The following is a 22,082-nucleotide window of genomic DNA, read 5'->3' as shown; positions in this document are numbered from 1 at the left end:
ATACACTAAGGTTTTGCAAACGTAATTTTTATAGTATAGTAGATTATTATTATATGAGGAAATTAAACCGTTATGCATAATCATAATCAAACTTTAAGTGTAGGCTACAAGGCTTACGAGAATAAACTAAAGAAAATGAAAAAAATACTTCTGGTAGAGGATGATCCCAATTTAGGTTTATTGTTGCAGGACTATCTGCAATTGAAAGGCAAATTTGATGTTGTTTTATGCACTGATGGTGAGGAAGGCTTAAAGGCGTTTACTAAACACGCATTTGATCTTTGTATTCTTGATGTGATGATGCCCAAAAAGGATGGCTTTACATTAGGAAAAGATATTAGAAAAACCAACGCACAGGTGCCCATTATTTTTGCTACAGCTAAAACCATGTTGGAAGATAAATCTGCTGCGTATGATTTAGGTGGTGATGATTATATTACCAAACCTTTCCGTATTGAGGAACTTTTATTGCGTATAAATGCCATGTTTAAAAGGGTTGCTAATAAAACTGGCGCAACTGATGAGGCCGTTGAAACGCAATTTTCTGTAGGGAAATATAATTTCGATTATACCACGCAGATTATTACCGCTGGAGATCAGCATCAAAAGCTATCTACAAAAGAAGCTGAACTTTTGCGTTTGCTTTGCTTAAAGAAAAACACTGTTTTAACCCGTGAAGAAGCTTTATTAAGCATTTGGCACGATGATAATTATTTTAACGGCCGTAGTATGGACGTATTTTTAAGTAAATTACGTAAATACCTTAGAGAAGATCCAACGGTAGAAATTATTAATGTACACGGCAAAGGATATAAATTGCTTGTAAACTAAAAATTAATAGTCATTCTGGATTTATTCAGAATGACTTTATATGTAAAGATTAGCCTCCACCGAAGGAATTAAATTTCTTTCTTGCGCCAGTGTAAATAAGGTATCAACCGCTTTTCTACCTTCATCACCCAAATTAATACTGTATTTATTTACGTAAAGTTCAATGTGCTTATACATCACGGCTTCATCCATGGCCTGCGCATGTTGCTTAATAAAATCGATGCAAGATTTTGGATGTGCAAAGGCATATTCAACAGATTGGCGAATTAATCGGTTTACCTTTAATTGAACATCTCTATCTAAATTTCTGTTAATTACAATTCCACCAAGCGGAATGGCACAACCCGTTAATTTTTCCCAATAATCACCAAGGTCAACAATTTTATTTAAGCCTTTATCCTGATAGGTAAATCTATTTTCGTGAATAATTAGACCAAGATCAATTTTATCTTCCAGCAAAGCAGATTCAATATCTGAAAAAACCATTTCTTGTTTATTCTGCAAATGCGGATAAGCAATACCTAATAAAAAATTAGCTGTAGTGTATTTGCCGGGGATACCTACCTTTAAATCGGGGTTTAAAAGATCAGCTTCAGAAAATTTGTTTTTACTAATTAAAAGTGGTCCAACACCAAAACCTAATGCGCTACCAGCATCCAGCAAAGCATATTGATTTGCAACGTACGCAAAAGCGTGAAAACTTAATTTAGTGATATCTAACTGCCCCTTTAAAGCTTTTTGATTCAGCGTTTCTACATCATCAAAAGATACTTGAAATTCTAAACCTTCAGTATCAATTTTATGGTGAATAAGTGCGTCAAAAATAAAAGTATCGTTAGGGCAGGGTGAAAAACCAAGTGTAAGTGTCATAAATCAAAATTAGCGACTGCAATATATTTATTGGTCATAATCAGTTCATTTCTGAAAGAAAAGTAATTGCCCAATCATTCAGGTTTTTTATAGCAAGCCCTATTTTCCAGTTATCTTTATTTCTTGGCTCAACATAATTTGAAATACTTCTGATTTGCAGGCAATCTATATTTTCTTGATTACAAGCAAAAAAAACAGCAGCACCTTCCATGCCTTCAGTTGTTGGGTTTAGCCTTTTAACCACACTAGCAATACTTTTTTCATTGCCACTAACTCGGTTTACTGTGATGGCTTTAGCTGTAGGTAAATCTATTGTTAAAGTACTTTTGTTATTGTAAATACTTTCTCCAAAACCCAATTCATTTATGGTTAAAAAATCTTCTCCGTTTTCTGCGCCAAGCTCAGCAAAAGTATCCTGGGTAATGTTTAAAAGGCTGCCTAAATCAATTTTACGATCGAAACACCCAGCAATACCTAAATTTAGAACCAGATTATATTTAGTGTTTAAATGTTTACCTAATGCAAAAGCGGTAGCCACCATGCCCACACCAGTTACTAATACATCAAAATTTTTGGTTTCAACAAAATCTTCTTCAAGCAAACTGAAATGCTGATAAATGAAGGTGAGTTCTGCTTTGGTTGCGGCTACAACTAATGTTTTCATAAAGTAAAGGTAGTAAAGTGGATTGAAATTGATAATCAAATTAAGCTCTAAAGCAAAATTAGATTATCAATTTCTATCATTCTATTTCCATCTTCTATTTTAGCATATTCGGCGTTCGCCGTTAATCCGTATATTTGTATTTTATTTTTTTATAATGATTTATATAACGAGAAAAGCATCATTTAACGCAGCCCATAAGCTGGCTCGAACAGATTGGGATGAAGACAAAAATAATGAGGTTTATGGCAAGTGTGCTAACCCAAACTGGCATGGTCATAATTATTGGTTATACGTAACCGTTAAGGGAGAAATAAATCCGGAAACAGGTTTCCTTGTAGATTTGAAATGGCTTAAAGATGTGATGAATATCTATGTTGTAGATAAAGTTGATCATAAAAATTTAAACCTTGATGTAGATTTTATGAAAGGTAAACTTGCATCAACAGAAAACCTTGCAATTGCAATTTGGGAGCAGCTTTTAGCACCTATAGCAGAAAGCGGAGCAATTTTGCACTCAGTTAAAATTTACGAAACCGAAAATAACTACGTTGAATACTTTGGCTAATCCATAATGGAAGATAAAGACTTATTACAAGAAGAATCAATGGGATACGTAAAAGTAGACCGATATAATGATTTAAAAATTTCAGCTGTTGCTACACATTACAAAGACATTTTGGGGCAGCTTGGCGAAAATCCTGAAAGAGAAGGTTTGTTAAAAACACCTGAACGTGTTGCAAAAGCGCTTCAGTATTTAACACATGGTTATGATTTAAAACCTGATGAAATTTTAAAATCAGCAATGTTTGAAGAAGATTATAGCCAAATGGTTGTAGTTAAAGATATTGAAGTTTACTCCATGTGCGAGCACCATATGTTACCCTTTTTTGGTAAAGCTCATATTGCATATATCCCCAATGGACACATTGTAGGTTTAAGTAAAATTCCTCGTGTTGTTGATGCTTTCGCACGCCGTTTACAGGTACAGGAGCGTTTAACGAACGAAATCAGAGATTGTATTCAAAACACATTAAACCCACAAGGTGTAGCAGTTGTAATGGAATGTAAGCACTTATGCATGGCTATGCGTGGCGTACAAAAACAAAACTCTGTAACTACAACCTCTGCTTTTACCGGAAGCTTTTTAAGCAACGATAAAACAAGAGCGGAATTTTTAAGGTTGATCACTGCAAGCTTGGATTAAAGCAGATAAACCATTATTTAAGATATTTTAACTAAGTATAAATTTCCCTTTTAGGGATTTGAGCGTATGAAAGCATATATTTTTCCCGGACAGGGAGCGCAGTTTGTTGGCATGGGGAAAGACCTTTATGAAAATCCAAAAGCTGCAGAACTTTTTGAAAAAGCAAATGAAATTATTGGTTTCCGCATCAGCGACATTATGTTTGGCGGTACCGATGAAGAGCTTAAGCAAACAAATGTAACTCAACCTGCAATTTTCTTGCATTCAGTTATTTTAGCTAAAGTTTTAGGTGATAACTTTAAGCCTGATATGGTTGCTGGTCACTCTTTGGGTGAGTTTTCTGCTTTGGTAGCAGCAAATGCATTAACATTTGAGGATGGATTAAAGTTGGTAATTGCACGTGCAAATGCAATGCAAAAAGCTTGCGAAGCACAACCATCAACTATGGCTGCAATTTTAGGCTTAGCCGATGATGTTGTAGAGAAAATTTGTTCAGAAATTGATGCTGTTGTTGTTCCTGCAAACTACAATTGCCCAGGGCAGCTTGTTATTTCAGGAAGTATAGAAGGCATTGATTTGGCTTGTGCTAAATTAACCGAGGCAGGAGCAAAAAGAGCATTAAAATTAAATGTTGGTGGTGCTTTCCACTCTCCTTTAATGGAACCCGCAAAAATTGAATTGCAAGCCGCTATTGAAAATACAATAGTAAATACTCCGGTATGTCCTGTTTATCAAAATGTTGATGCTAAGCCTTATACTGATCCAGCTCAGATTAAAGAAAATTTAATTAAACAGTTAACTGGTGCTGTAAGGTGGACTCAAACATCAGAAAACATGATTGCAGATGGCGCTACAGAATTTGTAGAGGTTGGGCCAGGTAATGTTTTACAAGGATTAGTGAAAAAAGTGAGTCGCGAGGTTCAAACGAGCAGCGCAACTATAGCTTAAGCACAAATACTACTTAACAGAGGGTGTTTAAAAGTAAACTCTCCAAACATATTTCTATTTTGATTATGTAGCATAGTTTTTGCACATGGAAAATGAGATATAATTTGGTCAGATAGTTATACTTTTAAACACCCTTTTTTTATCAATAATTAATACCTTTATCCGCATAGATGAAATTAACCTTTGGCGTAAAAATCAGATTTCTACTGCTTGTTTTAGGCTTTTGCCTGATAGCAACATCTATATCATTAAGCAGGTTTACAACCAAATCGGAAATTTTAGAACGAGATTCAAAAGAAATTCAAGAAAAGTTATTGATTAGTGAAAAAACCGTTCAAAATTTTTTGGCTAATAAAACCAATATAGAAAACGCCAAAAAATTTCATTTCGATCCGGCCAAGGCACTCAACTTTATAGAAGTTTACAGAAAGAAATTAGGGATTAACCTATTAACCTATCAAAATAATCAGCTTAAGTTTTGGAGTACAAATAAGGTTTCTGATCTTGATCCGTCAGCCGTAAAAGAAGGTCATTCAGTTTTATTTTTATCAAATGGCTGGTACGATGTTATAAAAAGTACAAGTGGCGAGTTTGACTTAATCTTTTTAATTACCGTTCAATCCCAATTTCAGGTAAAAGAAAATCAATATTTTAAAAACGATATAGATCCGTTACTATCAGGATCTAATAAACTTACGCTGGCAAGCTTTAATGATAAAGATATTTATGCAATAAAAAGTATTGACAATAAGTTTCTTTTTGGATTAAAAATTAAGCCTGGCTATGCAGAAAAATACTACTCGGGGGTACAACTTTGGTTTTTTCTACTTGGGCTGTTGTGCATCTGCATGTTTTTTAATTCGCTTTGCTCGTTAATTGCCAAACGCGGTTACCTTCTTTTAGCAACATTTCTACTTTCGTTTTTTTTCTTTGCAACCCGTTTGAGCGATTTATATTATGGATGGTTTAACCATCGGTTTGCGCTTGAACTTTTTGATCCAAGAATTTATTCTGAAAGTTGGTTAATGCCTTCTTTAGGAGACTTTTTATTAAATGTACTTTCATTAACGTGGGTGCTATTATTTATGTACAACCATAGGGCTGAGTATAAGTTTAGTGGTTGGTTAAGGAGAAGTAAAGTAGCGGGTATTGTTATTCATGTAGTGTTTTTGCTTCTAATTGGCTACATGGCCCTCGTTGTTGATGATGTTTTCTTTGGCTTGATTTACAATTCGAAAATCAACTTTGAAATCATTAATATTTTAAAACTAAGTGGTACCAGTTGGGTTAGTATTGTGATTTTGTGCCTCGTTTGGTTTCACATTTATTTGGTCACTATTATTTCGTGTACGGTAAGTTTACAATTAAATGTAACGAACAAAGAGCGGCTAATCATCTTTTTAACAGGTTTTTTGCTGATGTTTCTTTACAAATGCATCACAGATTTTACCGCTTTCTTTATCATTTTTGCACTCGTACTTTTTATCGTAACCAGAAGTGTTTACGTGAAAAAGGTTTACTTTTCGACTGGTCTTTTTGCTGTTGTTTTTTTCTGTCTGGCCTTTAATACTTCCATAAAATATATTAAATACAAAGACATTAAGGAGCGTAGCTTTCGCGAAACCTTTGCACGTAAAGTACAATCATCAGAAGATCCAAACGCGATAATTGCCTTGGGTAATTTGGAGCAACAGATTATTAGTGATCCATATTTAGTTAAATATTTTACCAAAGCGGAGGGCAATAATTACGCGGTATTAAAAAACCATTTTAAAAATTATTTAGATGGCTATTTAGCAAAGTATGATTACCAAATTTATCCGTATGATGAAGGCGAAAAATCACTTAATAATCCCGAAGCACAACCACTTATTTCCAAATATAAAACGCTTGTAGAATTTGGTTCGGTTAAAATTGAACGTTCAAATTATTTCTATCAAGTTAATAACACTTTCGGCTATCAGGATTATTTTGGAATTATACCAGTACTGGATAAAGGCAATTTATTAGGAACTTTTATAATCGAACTTCGTTCAAAACCATATAACTATAATAACCGCTTACCCGATCTTTTAGGCGATCAACGATTAATGCGTGAAGAAAACTTTAAAGATTATTCGTTCGCCCTGTACAATAACAACAAGTTAATCAACCAAACCGGAAACTTTACTTACCCGTTGGATGGACGCATTTTTAAAGGTAGATTGGATGATTTTGTAACTAATGATGATAAAATTTTAAGGTATAGCCATATGATCTATATGCCAACGCCAACTAAAATGGTTATCATCAGTAAAGAAAAGATAACTTATGTGGAACGCCTAGCCGCTTTATCTTTCTTTTTTCTAACGTTTATTGTATTCTCTATTGTTTTATATGGCTTAATTTGGTTAATCAAAAACCTGGATGACGATAAAGTTGGGTGGTTTAGTATTAATAGATCACTGATGATTAATGCCAATAAAATCCTTTATAAAACACGTATTCAGTTATCTATTGTGCTTTCAGTTGTGGCTACTTTGCTTATTGTTGGGTGGACAACCTATTTCTATATGGATAAGGAATATAGAAGTCAACAAGATCTCCTAATTAAAGATAAGATTAGAAAGGTGCAGCAAAATTATGAAAAGCAGGTTTTTAACCATGGCGTTATTAATAATGATGAAAATGCAATAGCTGATTTTAATAATTTTGCTGACATCAATAATGCAGATTTAAATCTTTATGACTTGGACGGAAATCTGATTATGACAACGTATCCAAAGCTTTTTTCAAGCAAAATAATAAGCAGAAAAATTGCGCCATTAGCATACATTTATTTAAAAGAATTGCAGCGATCAGAGTTTATTAATGGAGAAGAAAAAATTGGTTCCTTAATTTATGCAGCTGCTTATGCGCCAATACGAAACGCACAGAGTAAAACGATTGCCTATATTGGATTACCAAATTATTCGAATGAGGAAGAGTACAAAGATAAAATTGCGCTTTTTGTAAGTAACCTGATTAATATTTATGCACTGGTATTTGTGGCTATTGGGGTATTAGCGGTGTTTTTAGCCAATCAAATAACAAATCCGCTAACGTTTATACAGGAAAGTATTAGCAGAACAAAAATAGGGCAACGAAATGAACCTATCGTTTGGCGCAGGCACGATGAGATTGGATCGTTGATAAAAGAGTATAACAGTATGATTGCTGCACTGGAGGCTAGTGCAATTAAGCTTGCACGATCTGAGCGGGAAAGTGCATGGCGTGAAATGGCAAAGCAGGTTGCACATGAGATTAAAAACCCTTTAACACCTTTAAAACTTGGAGTGCAGCTGTTAGAAAAATCATGGAGAGAAAAGGATCCTAATTTTGAGATTAAATTTAATAAGTTCAGCAAGTCCTTTATTGAACAAATAGATAGCCTTTCAAAAATTGCTTCAGAATTTTCAAATTTTGCTAAAATGCCTGATACAAATCTGGAGAAACTTTCTATTTTGCCTATAATAGAGCAAACCCGGGAAGTATTTAAAAGCACGGAAAATATTGAGATCAATGTATTGAATAAAGCGGATCTTAATGTGCAGATTATGGCAGATAGAGATCAGCTTCTGCGTACGTTTAACAACTTATTTAAAAATGCTATTGAAGCTATTGATGGCGACGGATCTTGTTGCATAACCACAGTTTTATATAACGATGAAAGCAATGCTTATATTGAAATAAAGGATGATGGCAAAGGAATCCCTGCCTCTTTACATGATAAAATATTTGTGCCTAATTTTACAACCAAAACATCAGGTACTGGATTGGGATTAGCTTTTGTAAAACAGGCAGTTGGAAACGCAGGCGGTACAATTAGTTTTACTTCAATATCAGAAGTGGGTACAACATTTTATTTAAGCTTCCCTTTGGCTAAGTAAGCTTTAATATTATTGCATAGCCATATGCTTCAAGAAAAATTCTTTAATGGTTAAACCAGGATATAAAGGGTTTTGGGAATTGGAGATTTGGGATGAAAAGGAAAGTGGGAAGATTATCTTAAATCTATTTGAGCTTTGCCCATTGTGCTGCCATCAGCATATAAAATAACGGTATAGATACCTTTAATAAAAGGATTTGGGTTTTTCCAATCAACTACATAAGTGCTGTCATCATTATTGTAGTTTATAAAAATGGAGTGGCTGAATTGCATTTCCTGTCCATCAGCTTCAAAACGATTACCCTCGTTTGCTATAAGATTTCCGGCAGGGTCAAATACTCTAATGTAAATATTATGATGGCCTTTTTCTGCCAGTTCATTAGGGATAATATTAAAACGAACACTCAGCTTTTCTGCACTTGAAGATTTGGTAACGTCAACTTTTTTACCACTGGATTTTGTTCTAAAAGCAATCACCTCTGCATTTTGAAGCTTCAATGCAGAAGCAGTTTTTACCTTGGCGTTTAGATTAGAGTTCTCATTTTCAAGATTTGAAGCCTTATTTCTTATAGTTTTTACTGCATTTGCAAGGCTATCTCGACTATTCTTTAAAAAGATATTATCTTTTTGAAGCTGAATAATTTGTTCGTTGTAGGTTTTTACGAAGCCTTTAAGCTCATTAATTTGGGCGTAAGCTTTATCAAGTTGTACTTGTGTCATTTCGCCTTTTTGTAAAGCTACCTTTAACGCGGCAATTTTCTCTCGAGCAGCCTTTTCACTTTCAACTAGCTTTTCATTCAAATTAAGATTTAAAGCATTTACTTTGTCTAGTTCAACCTCTATTTTTTCAACCTCTAGGCGAAGTTTATCCTTTTCGGTGCTAACAGTTACAAATCTTTTGCTTTGTTGTTTATCCTTAAAAAACAAATAAGCGTTTGTGCCAATTAAGGCTGCGATAACAATAATAAGGAGGTAAATTTTATTTCTATCACCTTTATTAACAATTTTTGGGTCCATTTTTAATTGTGCTCTGTATTTCTAATTTAATATACTTTGTATCTTCATAGGTAAATGGCAACACACGTAGAGCTATAATAGAGCGTAAATTAAAATTTTTACTAATAATTATATGAGTTTTTAAAAAAAATCGTTTACTTGCTGATGTTCCTATTGTATGGTAAATAACACAAACCTGCGCCCTCAATAAAAAAAACAGAGAAAAATAATGCTTAAAAACTTTCTATACGCAATTTTAACTTTAATTATAGCACCTTATATACTAAATGCACAACCACTAACAAAAATTGCACCAAAAAGAGAATTTAGAGGGGTTTGGGTAGCCACCGTTACAAATATCGATTGGCCATCTAAGCCGGGTTTAACTGTAGATCAGCAAAAACAAGAATTGATTGGCATACTCGAAAAACATAAGAGCCAGGGCTTTAATGCTATTATTTTACAAATACGTCCGGCCGGAGATGCTTTGTATGCAAAATCAAGAGAGCCATGGAGCCAATGGTTAATGGGCAAGCAGGGGCTTGCGCCTGCACCTGGCTATGATCCATTAGCTTTTGCAATTAAAGAGGCTCATTTTAGAGGGATGGAACTACATGCATGGTTTAATCCATACCGCGGTAGTATGAGCAGCACAACTGTTTTAAGTGAAATGCATGCCGCAAAAAAGCACCCTGATTGGTTTTTTATATACGGTGGTAAAAAGCAATTTGATCCCGGCATTCCAGAAGTTAGAGAATACATTGTACAGGTTATTTTAGATGTAGTGAAAGAATATGATGTGGATGGAATTCATTTTGATGATTATTTCTATCCCTATAAAATCGAAGGACAAACAATAAATGACGGAAACACTTTTTACAAATATCCTAATGGGTTTTCGAATATTAAGGATTGGCGAAGAAATAATGTCGATTTACTAATTAAGATGCTTGACGATAGCATTCACCACTATAAAAAATATGTAAAATTTGGAATTAGTCCTTTTGGCATTTGGAGAAACAAATATGAAGATCCGGAAGGATCTGCTAGTAGTGGACTTTCTAATTATGCTGAACTTTTTGCTGATAGTAGAAAATGGATTAAAGAAGGTTGGGTTGATTATATTAATCCGCAAATATATTTTACGTTTACACGTAAAGTTGCCCCATTTGGAGTTTTAGCAGATTGGTGGAGCAACAACAGTTATGGCAGGCATGTTTATGTTGGGCAGGGCGCTTATCTTGTAAATTCAAGGGCAGAACTTGCATGGAGAAATCCATCCGAAATTCCGAATCAAATTAGGTATATCAGAGAAAATAATCGGCTGCAAGGAAGTGTTTTCTTTTCTTCCAAATCATTGAGTACCGTTGCAAAAGCTTTAGGTGATTCTTTAAGAAATGACTTTTACAAATATCCGGCTTTACCACCACAAATGCCTTGGCTGGATGAAGTGCCACCCAACTCGCCACAGGCACTAATTGTTGAGGCACTAAAGGATGGTGTACATCTAAAGTGGCAAAATCCTGCTAAAGCTAGCGATGGTGAAACATCTTCTGGCTTTGTGATTTATAGGTTTAGCGAAGGCGAAAAAATCTCGATAATTGACCCTAAAAATATCTTAAAAATCAGTTTCGAAGATTATACTTCTTTTATTGATACTAGTGTTGAGGCTGGAAAAAGATATAGCTATCTGGTTACTGCACTTGATAGATTGAAAAATGAGAGCGAACCGAGCGGCCCCGTTGGTATAGAAGTGCCGCTAGCTAAATAATTATTTTAAGTTTAAAGTCGATTCTCTGGCCACCAATGTTGGACTTAATACAACGTGATCTGTATTTTGGTAAGGATTTTCATGCTTAATCATCTTTAAGAACATTTCAGCACAGGCTGATCCCATTTTATTAGGATGCTGATCTATTGTGGAAAGAGAAGGGCTGATATAATCTGAAAAGGTTTCGTTGGCAAAACCAATTACACCAACTTGTGGCGGAGTTTTGCCTAATTCCTTTAATTTTTTTACCACGCCTAAAGCCGTGAAATCATCTCCAGCGATAATGGCATCAGGCTTTTTCTTGTTTGACATTAACTTTTCCGCACCTTTTTGTCCGCCAAAAATTGATAAGTCACCATAAATTACATGGTCTTCTAAAAAAGTTAATTTATGCTTTAATAATGCGCTTTTATATCCTTTAAAACGATCGTCGAAAATCTTAATTTGATGTTGAGTCGTTATAAAACCAATTTTTTTATAGCCTTGGTTTATCAAATGCTCTGTAGCCATATAGCCAGCTTCAAAATCATTAAGCGTAACTGTGGGCACATTTAAACTTTGGTGCACCCGATCAAATAAAATTAAAGGTTTGTTTTGTTCAATAACCTCATTAAAATGGCCGAAAGTACTTGTTTCCAAAGATAGTGAGGCGATTATTCCATCAACTTGAGCTTCGAGTAAGGTTTTTACTCCATTAATTTCATTATCAACTGATTCGTTAGATTGATACAGAATAATGCGGTAACCACTGTTTTTTAAGCCTTCTTCTATACTGTGAATAACAGAAGCAAAGAAATGCGCCTGTACGCTGGGTACAATAACGCCAATAATATACGTTTTACCTGATTTTAATGCCGAGGCTAACTTGTTTGGACTGTAGTTTAGCTTTTTAGCAACTTCTAATACTGCTTTTCTTGTGGCATCGCTTATAGCAGGGAAACCGCTTAATGCTCTTGAAACTGTAGAAACCGTTACATTAAGTTCTTGGGCAATGTCGTATATAGTCGTTTTTTTTCTCACTCTTTCCTTAATTCAGCTGACAATTTAGAACTTATACTTTAATAATAATGTTCTTTTTGTACATAAACCAAAGGAGAACATAAAAAACAAGCACAAAACTAATTGCCCACATTAACGAAGCATTTATTGGGGAAAAATGAGGCGCATAGTAAGTGTTGTAAGCGTAAGCCAACAGACCAATTTTCTTGCCATCTGGTTTAGTAATTAAAATAAAGTTGAGTAGGCGTGGTATAAAGCCTGAAAGGAAGAATACAGTTATGGCATTTACCCCATAAATTACAAATGGCGTTGTAAATTTTTTAAAGCCCTGTACATCTATAATCCAGTAGCATAATGCAAGCGCAACTGATGCTAATCCACCAGCGTAGAGCACATAAGAACTGGTCCATAACGATTTATTTATCGGGAATTGTAAATCCCATAATAAGCCAGCCACGATTGTTAATATGCCCACTGTAAATAACCAAGCCACTTTTGTAGGGTTATCTATATCTTTTCGTCGCATCCATATGCCAACCAAAATTCCGAATAGGCAAGTACCTATTGCAGGTATTGTACTTAGAATTCCCTCAGGATCCCAGGTTTTTGATGATGCCCAAGTGTGTGCTTCAGTTAAAATACCTCTATCAACCCATGCTGCTAAACTGGTTTCCTTTTCAAGGTTTGCATAACCTATTCCCGGTACAGGAACAAAAGTCATTAATGCCCAATAAACTGCTAATATTACAATTAAGGTTTTGAAGATTACTTTAGGAGATGCTTTGATAAAAATAATGCTGCTAATGATAAATACAATCCCGATGCGTTGCAATACGCCTAGTAATCTAACGGTTTGAAAGGCAGTAGAATAATCGGTTACCAATTTGCCAAATATGGCGAGGAAAAACCCTAGAAAATAAAGAGTGAGGCCTCTTTTTATTGCTTTTAAAATTGTTTTTTTATGCGTTTCAGGATTAGCTTTACTACCGCTCATGGCAAAAGCGATAGATACCCCAACAATCCAGAGGAAAAAGGGAAAAATTAAATCAGTTGGCGTACAGCCATTCCATTCTGCATGTTCCAAAGGGGCATAAATATGGCCCCAACTGCCCGGATTATTCACTAAAATCATGGCAGCGACAGTTAGTCCTCTAAAAAAATCCAGAGAAAGCAAACGTTGTTTTGGTTCGGTCATTTTGAGGGATGTTTTGGTTATTGGTGAACTAAATTAGAATATTGTTCTTATAAACTGAAATAAATAGCCCTCCATATCTAATAGTCTGTGTAAGTTTTTTGAGGGTTTAAATATTAATAGAGGAGGGATTTAAAAGAAAAAGCCTGTTTTGTTTAAACAAAACAGGCTTTAATAATATTGCTAATGAATTTTAGTCCTGAAATTTCCAGCGAACAAAAGCTTCCATTGCTTCATACTCAGCTAGGCCTAAATCGTCATAAGCTTTTGCGGTATCTCTATTACGATCTTCAGCGCGTTGCCAAAATTCACGGGCGTCATCCCCAGGGAAAACCGCTCTATCTTTTTGACTTTGGTGTTTAAAGATTGCATATTTTTTGCGCTCTAATTCTTGCGGACTAATTGGAACAGCCATTTCAATTTCGTGTGTTTCAAACTCATGCCATGCGCCACGGTACATCCATAACCAGCAATCTTTAGCCCAATCTTCGGTTTTACGTAAACGAGTTAAGGCAGCTAAAATAATGTTGAAACAAACGATATGTGTTCCATGTGGATCTTCAAAATCTCCTGCCGCAAAAACCTGTTGTGGTTTTACTTTCTGTAAAAGATCAATTGTTAATTCGATATCGGCATCAGTAACCGGATTTTTTTGATTTTTTCCACTTTCATAAAAAGGAAGCGCTTGAAAATGGATGTGGTCATCTTCCAATCCGCAATAACGTGCGCCTGCAATTGCCTCGCCTTTTCTAATCAAGCCTTTAACAGTTTGAATTTCTGGAGTATCAACCTGGTTTGGTTTTTTATGCTCAATAAAAGTACGCATGTTTTGATAAAGCTCTTTTAATTTGCTGTTATCCATACCCATTTTCTCAGTAAAATCTACGTTAAACTCAACAAAACGTAAAGCATCATCATCCCAAACGGCTGTATTTCCTGAAGTTTGATAAGCTACATGAACATCATGTTTCTGATCAACCAAACGGATAAATGTTCCACCCATTGAAATTACATCATCATCAGGATGTGGAGAGAAAATGATAACACGTTTTTTTGCTGGCTCAGCCCTTTCAGGTCTTTGAGAATCATCAGCATTAGGTTTACCACCTGGCCAACCTGTGATTGTATGCTGTAATTTGTTAAAAATATGAATGTTTATGTTGTAAACTGGTCCTTTTTCGGTAGCCAGTTGCGCCATGCCATTGTTATTATAATCGTCTTCAGTTAATTTTAAGATTGGTTTTTTTAATGTATTTGCCAACCAAATTACCGCTTTACGAATTAAGGCATCCGTCCAAACACAATCTTTAACCAACCAAGGCGTATTAAAACGGGTAAGATCTGTTGCAGCAGGCTGATCTAAAATAAATTCAACATTGTCAGAAAGCTGAAGATAAGTAGCAGGAACTTCGCCTGATATTTCACCTTCAACCGCTTTTTTAATGATCGAAGCTTTCTTTCTGCTCCAAGCCATTAAAATAATTTCGCGGGCTTTGAAAATTGTTCCAATACCCATGGTAATTGCTTTTGTAGGTACAAAAGATTTCCCACCAAAATCCCGAGCGGCATCACGACGGGTTAAATCATCTAAAGTAACTAAGCGTGTACCTGAGTTTGGAGCAGATCCCGGCTCGTTAAAACCGATGTGACCAGTACGACCGATACCTAAAATTTGAATATCAAGGCCACCTAAATCACCAATTTTCTTCTCATAATCCAAGCAGAATGCCGGAATATCCTCAAGGGCTAGTGTGCCATCAGGAATATGAACATTGTTTTTATCAATATCGATATGATCGAAAAGATTTTCGTTCATAAATGTAACGTAACTCTGCGCCGCATTAGGCTGCATTGGATAATACTCATCCAAATTGAAAGTAATTACGTTTTTAAAACTTAAACCCTCTTCTTTGTGCAATCTTACTAATTCAGCATAAACTGCAATTGGGGTAACACCTGTTGCTAAGCCCAGTACGGCAGGTGCGTTGTTTGCTTGTTTAGTTTTAATGAGGTTCGCTATGCGATGAGCCACATTAACAGAAGCAATTTTTGGATTTTCGAATACGCTAACGGGCAATTTCTCGAAGCGCGTTTCCTCCAGTAGATTTAATCTAGCCATTTTATTTTATATGGTTTTTGATGTACGGAGCAGTAAATATAGTAGTTATGTGCCGTTTTTAATAAAGGTTTTTTACTTTTATTGCGGTAATCCTATAAAAATCAATTTGCCATAATAAACAAACGTTTGATCGTTTTCCAAAAAACTTGACTCCTATGAACAACCAAATACAAAATCTATACGAAAAAGTAAAAAAAGAAGAAAGGTTGATTATTGGATTAATGTCTGGTACCTCAATGGATGGCCTTGACATTGCGCTTTGCTCTGTAAAAAATAATGGTTTAGATACCGATATTAAGGTGCTGAACTTTAAAACTGGAAATTATACTGATGATTTTAGGGCAAAAGTGAAAGCAGTTTTTTCAAAAAAAGAGGTCGATTTACAGCTGGTTTGTTTAATGAATGAACTGGTTGCCATTACTCATGCATCACTAATTAATGAAGCTTTAAAGGAGTGGGGTTATAAAAATTCGGATATTGACTTTATTGCCAGTCATGGGCAGACGATTTTTCATGCACCAAAATCTTTACACCAGCTAAATGATTATCCAAATGGTACGTTACAAATTGGAGATGGGGATCATATAGCTGTCAAAACTGGAATTATAACACTGTCTGATTTCAGACAGAAGCACATTGCTGCAGGCGGTGATGGCGCTCCACTGGCTGTTTATGGAGATTATTTGATGTTCTCTAAAAGTGGTGAAGACCGAATTATGCTGAATATCGGAGGCATTTCTAATTTTACTTATTTGCCAGGCAATTTAAAGGCGAGTGAAATATTTTCTACAGATGTTGGTCCAGGAAATACATTAATGGATCAATATGTTCAAAAATATTTTGATCGTTTTTACGATAAAAATGCTGAAATCGCACTTGCGGGAAAACTTAATAAAGAACTTTTATCAGCCTTGATTCAAAATCCATTTTTTGATTTAGAGGTTCCAAAAACGACGGGGCCAGAATTATTTAACCTTGATTATTTAACCGAAGCACAAAAAAAATCATCAACCGAAAATTTAAGTGGCGAAGATGTAATGGCAACCTTATGCCATTTTTCTGCTAGAACGATGGTAAAACAATTTCAAACTTGTTTTGGAAATAAGCCTGCACTTAAAATTTATATGAGTGGTGGTGGCATGCATAATCCTTTACTTGTTAAATTGTTGCAGGAGCAGTTGCCTCAATCTGAATTTAAAGATACAAACGATTTAAATATTAACCCAGATGCAAAGGAAGCTGTTTTATTTGCTGTTTTAGCAAATGAAACATTGTGTGGAAGCCCAATAAATTTTGGCAATCGAAGGGGAATACCTTCAATTTGTATGGGAAAAATAAGTTTGCCCGAATAAAATATTTGCTTTGTGTTGTATTTTATTAAATTTGCTTAATTCCTAATCACTAATATAACCTAAATTTTATGGAAAAATGTTACCTAAAACGGTCATCAAATTTTTTTCTAATTTTGATGATTCCACTTCTGTTGCTCTTATTTACAGGAGAGGCGCAAGCACAAAATAAACGCTATACCATTAGTGGAAAAGCGGTAGAATCTCCTGGAGGAGCTCCAATTCCTGGAGTAGTTGTTAAAATTCTTAATACAACACTGGCAACCAGTACAAATACAAACGGAGCATATTCCTTTGCTGTTGATTTGGCACCAGGTAAATATCAATTGCAATTTTCTTTTATAGGATATAAATCAGTAACGCAGAGTGTTGATTTAGGAGCGAGTACAGATGTAAAGCTTAATGCAAATTTAACAAGCGACGCAGTTGGTTTGGATGAGGTAATTGTAACGGGTACTTCACAAGGAACAACCAGAAAAGAGTTAGGTAGTTATGTAAGTACTGTAAAGGGTGATGATTTAAATAAAGCACCAAGTGGAAATGTGTTGTCTTCTTTACAAGGTAAAACGGCCGGAGCTCAAATTAGCCAAAACTCTGGTGATCCTGCAGGAGGATTATCAGTAAGATTAAGGGGTATAAGTTCTGTTAATTCATCATCAGAACCATTGTATATCATTGACGGCGTAATTGTAAATAACTCAACTACACGCGTAACAAATACCTCAGGTAATTATGATGGTACTAACGTAGTGGGTTCTATTGGACAAAATAGAATGGTTGATATTAATCCTGCAGATATTGAACGCATTGAGGTGTTAAATGGCGCAGCTGCTGCGGCTATTTATGGTTCGAGAGCCAACTCTGGAGTAATTCAAATTTTTACAAAACGTGGTTCAAGCGGTGTCCCTCAAGTTAGTTTAAGCACTAGCTTAACAATTAGTGAATTAAGAAAACAAATTGAAGTAAACCAGGCACCCATAAAATTTGGCGGCTCGGTAAATACCCAAACACAAGATATTTTAACGCCAACGTTGACCAATACCACAGCCGTAACGAGATATAATTATCAGGATTATATTTTTCAAACAGGTGTAGGTACTGATAATACCATTTCAGTTGCAGGTGGTAATGATAACACCAAGTTTTATACTTCAGCTGGTTATTTCAGTAATCAAGGGATTATAAAAAACACAGATTTTACAAGATATAATTTCAGAGCAAATGTAGATCAGAAAATTACTGAATGGGCGAAGCTTAGTGCAGGACTAAATTATGTGAGGAGTGCGGCAAATGAAAAGCCGGATGGAAACTCATTCTTTTCTCCGATGAACTCAGTAACCATTATAGGTAACTTTCACGACATTTTTGCAAGAGATGTTGATGGAAATCTTTTAGCCATCGGCGAACGTGGAAGAGTTAACCCAGTTTCTGTTATTGAAGATATTAAACAAAAACAAGAAACCAATAGAATTATTGCTAACGCCAATTTAAAGTTATTTCCAGTTAAAAACTTAACCTTAGATTTTACAATGGGTGTTGATAATTCTAGTCAGAATGGTACCACTTATATTCCTCCTTTTGCTTACAATGTTAACCCTGATTTTTATGGCGGCGGAGCCAGTTTAGATGGAACTTTAAACGGTTATGCAGGTGCTGCAACCAACAATGCGTTTATGTTTAATAATGAGTTTAATGCAACCTATCAAGCAAAACTATCTGATTTGATTTCATCCACTACGCAAGTTGGTTATTCATTTCAATATGAAAAAACAAGGTATGGCTTAATCAACGGAAAAGGTCTGGCTCCTTATATTGAAACGGTAAATGGTGCAGCAACACAGTTGCCAAGTATTGATGGACGTACAGAGCTTTCTGTTAATGGTGGTTACATTCAGCAAAACTTTAAGTATAAAGATCATTTGTTCGTAACAGGAGCATTAAGAGTAGATCAATCTTCTGTATTTGGTCCAAGTAATCGTACACAAGAATACCTGAAAGGAAGTGCCAGTTATGTTTTATCATCAGCTGACTACTGGAAAAACCTTGGTGTATCTTCATGGTGGAACGCTTTTAAATTAAGAGCTGCCTATGGAGAATCTGGCAATTTAACTGGAATTGGCGCTTATGATCGTATTAATGGTTATTCTACCCAATCTTTTTTAGGTAGAGCTTCTTTATTTTCGAGTGCTACTTTAGCTAATGAAAATGTTAAGCCGGAGCGCCAACGAGAATTAGAATTGGGAACAGACATGTCTTTTTTTAATAATAGACTAGGACTTCAGTTTAACTGGTATAATAAAAAAGTTAGTGATTTGTTAATCGCAAGTGTTACGGCGCCATCAACAGGTTTTTCAGGTTTGTTGGATAACATTGGTTCACTAAGAAATAAAGGTATTGAGTTGGTTTTATCAGGTAAACCTGTTGCTGCCAAAAATTTCGCTTGGAATACTTCATTAGTATTTAACAGAAACAGAAATAAGGCCCTTAATGTTGGCGGTTTAAGATTATTTACCACTAATCCTGGTGCGCCAGTTGCCATAATTGATGGAGAAGCAATTGGTGTTTTCTACGGAACTTTTTTTGCTAGAAATGCTGACGGAAGTTTGTTAACTAATGCAGCAGGTATTCCTCAAATTGAAAGAGGAACTCAAACCTCAACTTTAGAATATAAGCCGTTGCGTGATGCAAATGGAATGCCAACGGGTACACCTTTACGTAAAGTATTAGGCGATCCTAATCCAAAATATACGGCCTCATTTGTGAATGATTTTACATATAAAAAGTTTAATCTGCATGTTCAGCTTGACGCCGTGCAAGGTGGTGATGTTTGGAATGCCGATTGGAGAACAAGACAAGGGGTTGGTAATGGTAAAGTTGCCGAAGCAGAAGATTTAGGTCAGCTACCAAGAGGTTATATTGCTGGCGTTTATGCTGTAGAAGAATGGAGAATTGATAACGGCTCTTTCGTTAAGTTAAGAGAAGTTTCTTTAAGCTATAATATTGGTAAAGTAAAATATCTTAGAGATTTAACAGTTACACTGAGTGGTAGAAACTTGGTTTCTTGGGATAATTACAAAGGATATGATCCAGAAGTAAACTCAGGAGGACAATCTACTTTACTTAGAAACATTGATTTTGGTTCGGTTCCGATTCCAAGAACTTTTAGTTTGGGATTACAGGTTAAATTTTAATTGATAAAGAAAATAACATGAAAAGTTTAAGAACAACTTCAAAATATATATCAGGTATTGCTTTTTCAATGATGCTTTTAGTATCATCTTGTACAAAAGAATATCTTGACCCATCAAGGGCGAAAACAGATGTGGCGTTAAGTTCACAGCAAGGATTAACAGCTATTTCAATTGGATTGCAAAGAGTGTACTCTTTAAACAGAACTGGAATTATGTACAATTCTGTTGCGGCAAATGGATTTGTAACAAACGAATTATTGTTATTAAATGCAGGTAATGTTCCAGAGTTGCAATTGAGTACAGGTGGCGCCGCAGTTGATGGAACAAACACCATTTTGTTAAACCTGTGGACTAGTGCTAATAAGATCGTTTATGATGCAGATCTGGTAATCACTAATGCGGCTAAACTTGGCGATAAAGGTTATGCCTCTGGTTTAATTGCGTACTCCAGTATCTTTAAAGCGCTTGCTATTGGAAATATGGCTCAGTATTGGGAAAAAGTACCAAGTGGTACGGGTGCAAATGTTCCTTTTATTACCAGAAATGAAGCCTTTGCTAAAGCTATTGCAGTATTGGATAATGCCCTAGCAACAATATCAGCAAATCCAATTTCAGCGGCATTTTTAAATAATATACCACTTGATGTAAATATCATAAATACCATTCATGCTTTAAAAGCTCGTTATGCCTTATTTTCGGGCAATTATACACTTGCGCTGTCAGAAGCAAACCTAGTTGATTTAACAAAAGCCTCATTTTTAAAGTTTGATGCCACTTCTCCAAATGCTTTAGCAACCGTAATTTCTTCTAATAACGTTTTTCAGCCTTTAAATGCAAATTTAGGTTTAAACGGTATTTATGCACCCGATGCTGCAGATAAAAGGCTTGCCTTTTATACTACAATGCTTGGTTCGCCCATAGCAACGCTAAGAATGAAAGGATTTGCTGCGCTTACTACGAGTCCTTTTCCAATTTATTTACCTGGAGAAATTACCTTAATTAAAGCTGAAGTGTTGGCTAGACAGCCGGATTTGCCAAATGCTTTAATTGAATTAAATAAAGTTATTACTAAAGCGCCAGCATCAGATTTTATTTATGGATTAGGTGCAGATTTACCTCCATTAACAGGAACATTTACACAACAACAACTTTTAGATTTAATTTATAAACACCGTTGTATAGAACTTTATGCTTCGGGTTTAAAAATTGAAGATATGAGAAGGTTTAATCAGCCATTGGCAGACCGTAAAAGAAACTTCTTTCCATATCCATTTCCAGAAAGAGATAACAATACGAATACACCAGCAGATCCTACTTTTTAGGAAACGAAAAAAAGAGCGGCATACTTGCCGCTCTTTTTTTATAATTATCTGAGTCTTGGTTTTAATTAAAATTTAACGATTCGCCTAACCCATTAACAAATCCAAACCACTGTTTCTTCGTTTACCGCTTAATCTGGCATGGTCAATTATTCGGGAAGCAAAACCCAAGCCCACCTACTGCCTTAAAAAGAAAAATTGCGAGCTGGCACTTTTGATGCCAAAAAGAAAGAAGCCCCGCTGCAGCTGAAAAAGAATTGTCTTGCCATGTCTACTAGCGATAAAGATTGCCTGTCTCCGTCAGGCGGCTTCATGCCTTCAAAGGATTGGGTGGTTATTCTAAAGCCCAAAAGTATTTTTTATACAAAATACTAACTCAGGTTATAAATACTTTTTAGAAACGGTTTAAATTTTGTCAAAAAATGATTGTCCTTCTGAACCTGTTTCAGAATCTCTCTTGAAAGACCCTGAACTAAACGACGTAGTCCTCTTGAAGACAAAAGCAACAATAACTGCTACTGAAAAATTCAGGGTGACGGAGTAAAATGCTTACTGAAATTTAAACAGTTTTTTAATATACAAGGCCTTTGCAAGATTGAAAATGAAAGATGTAGTTTTTTAAATACTGGCTGCGCAATATAATTATTGGTTTTGTGTGTTATTACAGAATTAAATAGTTATAATTGACCTTGGTATTTCCCACTTTTTGGTGTTTAATCTTA

At 35.3% G+C, this 22,082-nt stretch carries 15 protein-coding genes; 9 read left to right on the top strand and 6 right to left on the bottom strand.

The features are described 5' to 3' along the window. The first annotated feature begins 135 nt into the window (after positions 1 to 135). Positions 136 to 831, top strand: coding sequence for a response regulator transcription factor (locus EHC72_RS19530; protein ID WP_131539401.1), 696 nt, complete (start codon positions 136 to 138; stop codon positions 829 to 831). Positions 832 to 867: 36 nt separating this feature from the next. On the opposite strand, the gene EHC72_RS19525 is transcribed toward EHC72_RS19530, so the two are convergent. Both EHC72_RS19525 and mqnB read right to left on the bottom strand, forming a co-directional pair. Next, positions 868 to 1,701, bottom strand: coding sequence for a menaquinone biosynthesis family protein (locus tag EHC72_RS19525; RefSeq protein ID WP_131539400.1), 834 nt, complete (start codon positions 1,699 to 1,701; stop codon positions 868 to 870). A 40-nt stretch (positions 1,702 to 1,741) separates the two neighbouring features. Beyond that, the gene (mqnB, locus tag EHC72_RS19520; protein WP_131539399.1) at positions 1,742 to 2,365 is read right to left on the bottom strand and encodes a futalosine hydrolase; all 624 of its coding nucleotides are present in this window, start codon (positions 2,363 to 2,365) and stop codon (positions 1,742 to 1,744) included. Between the two features lie 154 nt (positions 2,366 to 2,519). Between mqnB and EHC72_RS19515 the strand changes: the two genes are divergently transcribed. The 4 genes from EHC72_RS19515 (at position 2,520) to EHC72_RS19500 (ending at position 8,425) form a co-directional block, all read left to right on the top strand. After that, entirely contained in the window at positions 2,520 to 2,930 is a 411-nt protein-coding gene (locus tag EHC72_RS19515) for a 6-pyruvoyl trahydropterin synthase family protein (protein ID WP_131539398.1), read from the top strand. Positions 2,931 to 2,936: 6 nt separating this feature from the next. Continuing rightward, a complete protein-coding gene (folE, locus tag EHC72_RS19510) occupies positions 2,937 to 3,569 on the top strand; it encodes a GTP cyclohydrolase I FolE (RefSeq protein ID WP_131539397.1) in 633 nt (210 codons plus the stop codon). Between the two features lie 66 nt (positions 3,570 to 3,635). After that, positions 3,636 to 4,517: an ACP S-malonyltransferase gene (fabD, locus tag EHC72_RS19505; protein ID WP_131539396.1), complete on the top strand. Its 882-nt coding sequence runs from the start codon at positions 3,636 to 3,638 to the stop codon at positions 4,515 to 4,517. Positions 4,518 to 4,687: 170 nt separating this feature from the next. Beyond that, positions 4,688 to 8,425, top strand: a complete 3,738-nt coding sequence (locus EHC72_RS19500; RefSeq protein ID WP_131539395.1) for a sensor histidine kinase — start codon at positions 4,688 to 4,690, stop codon at positions 8,423 to 8,425. Between the two features lie 113 nt (positions 8,426 to 8,538). Here the strand turns inward: EHC72_RS19500 and EHC72_RS19495 are convergent, their stop codons facing one another. Beyond that, positions 8,539 to 9,441: a hypothetical protein gene (locus EHC72_RS19495; protein WP_131539394.1), complete on the bottom strand. Its 903-nt coding sequence runs from the start codon at positions 9,439 to 9,441 to the stop codon at positions 8,539 to 8,541. A 208-nt stretch (positions 9,442 to 9,649) separates the two neighbouring features. Here EHC72_RS19495 and EHC72_RS19490 point away from each other — a divergent pair, with 208 nt between their 5' ends. Continuing rightward, positions 9,650 to 11,191 (top strand): glycoside hydrolase family 10 protein, encoded by a 1,542-nt coding sequence (locus tag EHC72_RS19490; protein ID WP_131539393.1) that lies wholly within the window; start codon positions 9,650 to 9,652, stop codon positions 11,189 to 11,191. On the opposite strand, the gene EHC72_RS19485 is transcribed toward EHC72_RS19490, so the two are convergent. From EHC72_RS19485 to nagB, 3 genes are all read right to left on the bottom strand, one after another. Beyond that, entirely contained in the window at positions 11,192 to 12,211 is a 1,020-nt protein-coding gene (locus tag EHC72_RS19485) for a LacI family DNA-binding transcriptional regulator (protein WP_131539392.1), read from the bottom strand. Positions 12,212 to 12,242: 31 nt separating this feature from the next. Then, positions 12,243 to 13,385: an acyltransferase family protein gene (locus EHC72_RS19480; RefSeq protein WP_131539391.1), complete on the bottom strand. Its 1,143-nt coding sequence runs from the start codon at positions 13,383 to 13,385 to the stop codon at positions 12,243 to 12,245. 190 nt (positions 13,386 to 13,575) lie between these two features. Continuing rightward, positions 13,576 to 15,501: a glucosamine-6-phosphate deaminase gene (nagB, locus tag EHC72_RS19475; protein ID WP_131539390.1), complete on the bottom strand. Its 1,926-nt coding sequence runs from the start codon at positions 15,499 to 15,501 to the stop codon at positions 13,576 to 13,578. 155 nt (positions 15,502 to 15,656) lie between these two features. Between nagB and EHC72_RS19470 the strand changes: the two genes are divergently transcribed. The 3 genes from EHC72_RS19470 to EHC72_RS19460 all read left to right on the top strand — a co-directional run bounded on the left by EHC72_RS19470 (position 15,657) and on the right by EHC72_RS19460 (position 21,363). Continuing rightward, the gene (locus tag EHC72_RS19470; protein ID WP_131539389.1) at positions 15,657 to 16,853 is read left to right on the top strand and encodes an anhydro-N-acetylmuramic acid kinase; all 1,197 of its coding nucleotides are present in this window, start codon (positions 15,657 to 15,659) and stop codon (positions 16,851 to 16,853) included. Positions 16,854 to 16,969: 116 nt separating this feature from the next. Continuing rightward, complete coding sequence (locus tag EHC72_RS19465; protein WP_246029468.1) at positions 16,970 to 20,041, top strand: SusC/RagA family TonB-linked outer membrane protein; 3,072 nt, start codon at positions 16,970 to 16,972, stop codon at positions 20,039 to 20,041. Between the two features lie 17 nt (positions 20,042 to 20,058). Continuing rightward, complete coding sequence (locus tag EHC72_RS19460) at positions 20,059 to 21,363, top strand: RagB/SusD family nutrient uptake outer membrane protein (protein WP_131539387.1); 1,305 nt, start codon at positions 20,059 to 20,061, stop codon at positions 21,361 to 21,363. The last annotated feature ends 719 nt before the right edge of the window (positions 21,364 to 22,082 follow it).

This window comes from Pedobacter nototheniae (assembly GCF_004335085.1).
GTDB classification, from domain to species: Bacteria; Bacteroidota; Bacteroidia; order Sphingobacteriales; family Sphingobacteriaceae; genus Pedobacter; species Pedobacter nototheniae.
The sequence above is the reverse complement of the archived record's forward strand: the minus strand, read 5'-3'. Positions and strand labels throughout refer to the sequence as shown.

Bases quoted from the DNA above. Each gene is read 5' to 3' on its own strand.
- nagB (WP_131539390.1), bottom strand. From the start codon at position 15,501: ATGGCTAGATTAAATCTACTGGAGGAAACGCGCTTCGAGAAATTGCCC.
- EHC72_RS19495 (WP_131539394.1), bottom strand. From the start codon at position 9,441: ATGGACCCAAAAATTGTTAATAAAGGTGATAGAAATAAAATTTACCTC.
- folE (WP_131539397.1), top strand. From the start codon at position 2,937: ATGGAAGATAAAGACTTATTACAAGAAGAATCAATGGGATACGTAAAA.
- EHC72_RS19460 (WP_131539387.1), top strand. From the start codon at position 20,059: ATGAAAAGTTTAAGAACAACTTCAAAATATATATCAGGTATTGCTTTT.
- EHC72_RS19500 (WP_131539395.1), top strand. From the start codon at position 4,688: ATGAAATTAACCTTTGGCGTAAAAATCAGATTTCTACTGCTTGTTTTA.
- EHC72_RS19470 (WP_131539389.1), top strand. From the start codon at position 15,657: ATGAACAACCAAATACAAAATCTATACGAAAAAGTAAAAAAAGAAGAA.
- mqnB (WP_131539399.1), bottom strand. From the start codon at position 2,365: ATGAAAACATTAGTTGTAGCCGCAACCAAAGCAGAACTCACCTTCATT.
- EHC72_RS19515 (WP_131539398.1), top strand. From the start codon at position 2,520: ATGATTTATATAACGAGAAAAGCATCATTTAACGCAGCCCATAAGCTG.
- EHC72_RS19530 (WP_131539401.1), top strand. From the start codon at position 136: ATGAAAAAAATACTTCTGGTAGAGGATGATCCCAATTTAGGTTTATTG.
- EHC72_RS19480 (WP_131539391.1), bottom strand. From the start codon at position 13,385: ATGACCGAACCAAAACAACGTTTGCTTTCTCTGGATTTTTTTAGAGGA.
- EHC72_RS19465 (WP_246029468.1), top strand. From the start codon at position 16,970: ATGATTCCACTTCTGTTGCTCTTATTTACAGGAGAGGCGCAAGCACAA.
- EHC72_RS19490 (WP_131539393.1), top strand. From the start codon at position 9,650: ATGCTTAAAAACTTTCTATACGCAATTTTAACTTTAATTATAGCACCT.
- EHC72_RS19525 (WP_131539400.1), bottom strand. From the start codon at position 1,701: ATGACACTTACACTTGGTTTTTCACCCTGCCCTAACGATACTTTTATT.
- fabD (WP_131539396.1), top strand. From the start codon at position 3,636: ATGAAAGCATATATTTTTCCCGGACAGGGAGCGCAGTTTGTTGGCATG.